We start from the raw sequence: 1,469 nt of genomic DNA on the forward strand, positions 1-1,469 counted from the left end.
ATCATTTCCATCTACAAGGTTCAGATTAAAATGAGCATATCCCAGTTGAACTGCACCGCCCACGATCAGTTGGAGGACTGCCCACAGAACAATGCCGGCAAGCAGAACAGCAAGCAGCCGACCGCCGTTGGGCTGGGAGAACAGTTCAAAATGGATGTCCTTTGCCTGATTGGAATTGGATACGGCACTGTTGGAACTGCTCACAATGGTAGCACCGAGCGCACTGGCGGCAATACCTGTCAAAACAGCAGTTTTCCATTTTCCGCGCAGGGCATCGAGAGCGAGCATACGATAGTCGGCAGATACTTTCATAAAAGCAACCTCCTGTCTGAAAACGGCAAGGATTTGTGAAATAGGAAGATGATATGCCACTTTAATTTAGATACGTTTGAAAAGCTGAAAAAATTGCAGCATGAATGAAAAAGAGGCTGTTACACCGGTTTTATCCTTGTGCAACAGCCCCTTCCTTTACTTCAGCAGCTTGTCCAGTTCATCATATTGCATTACTGGAGCTTTGCAAGGATTTCTTCAGCCGTCATACCGCTGGCAAGCAGCTTCTTCAGCACATCTTCTGCTTCGCCCTTCTTTGCTTCTTCTGCTGCTTTTGCTTCGGCGGCAGCTTTTTTGTTTTCGGCTTTGGCAAGTTCCTTGGTGGCGGCTTTCAATTCTGCTTTCTTGGCTTTCAGCTGCGTCTTCAGATCATCGAGATTTGCAGTCAACGTAGCAACCTCAGATTCGATTTTCTCTTTTTTTGCGGCCTTTTCTGCAATGACTGCTACATAATCAACGCTGGCCTTTACAGTACGAGCCTTATTCTTGCTTCCCTTGGGTCTTGCCATAATAATTTCCTCCCATAAAGTGAAATAATTTGATACTTACAAGTATATTTCCAAATAGTCAGAATTGCAATAGGTAACATGAGCCGTCTTCAACTGCCAATGCAAATCTTATTCGGTATGCCCGAAGATCGTCGCAAATGTATTCCTTCAATGGTAACAATCATGGAGATTAGTGTTTATCTGGAGATTACCAAAGGATAAATAGAAGCAGTATTAAAGCCGTTCACCACGCAGATTTTCCAGCGTGGCGAACGGCTTTTTTGCTGCCCCTATATTTACAGGTAGGAGGAATCGAAGAAGTCTTTTAATGTAATTCCTAAACCCTGACAAATTCTTTCAATCGTCTCTACGCTTAACTGCCCTCCCCGACGGGCGGTGGTTTGAATCGTGGAGTACGATATTCCGCATTTCTTTGCCAATACACATAGATTCATATCACGCACTTGCATCAAATCCTGAACACGCTTGATCGTATCCACAAAAACTCCTCCCATCTTTTTAGTTCAAAACTTTTCCAACAACCTCGAATCTTTGCTCTGGAGATATAAGGATCGGCGAATATTTGGTGTTAAGAGAAACCAAAACCGGTTGGTTATGCACCACGCCATAGCTGTCGGTAAGGAACTCTGC

General features: G+C 44.3%; 2 protein-coding genes and 1 pseudogene. All 3 read right to left on the reverse strand.

What is annotated here, in order from left to right; translation table 11 throughout:
* Positions 1 to 312: pseudogene (locus GKG34_RS15575) on the reverse strand (hypothetical protein); the annotation flags it as partial.
* A gap of 191 nt (positions 313 to 503) precedes the next feature.
* Positions 504 to 839, reverse strand: coding sequence for a hypothetical protein (locus tag GKG34_RS15580; RefSeq protein WP_015565819.1), 336 nt, complete (start codon positions 837 to 839; stop codon positions 504 to 506).
* A 275-nt stretch (positions 840 to 1,114) separates the two neighbouring features.
* Positions 1,115 to 1,318 carry a helix-turn-helix transcriptional regulator gene (locus tag GKG34_RS15585; RefSeq protein ID WP_223383275.1) on the reverse strand — a complete coding sequence of 68 codons (204 nt, stop codon included), beginning with the start codon at positions 1,316 to 1,318 and terminating at the stop codon, positions 1,115 to 1,117.
* Positions 1,319 to 1,469: the final 151 nt, after the last annotated feature.

Source organism: Faecalibacterium sp. BIOML-A4 (assembly GCF_009679665.1).
In the GTDB taxonomy this organism is placed as follows: domain Bacteria; phylum Bacillota; class Clostridia; order Oscillospirales; family Ruminococcaceae; genus Faecalibacterium; species Faecalibacterium taiwanense.

Coding starts and splice junctions, on each gene's coding strand:
- GKG34_RS15580 (WP_015565819.1), bottom strand. CDS start 839: ATGGCAAGACCCAAGGGAAGCAAGAATAAGGCTCGTACTGTAAAGGCC.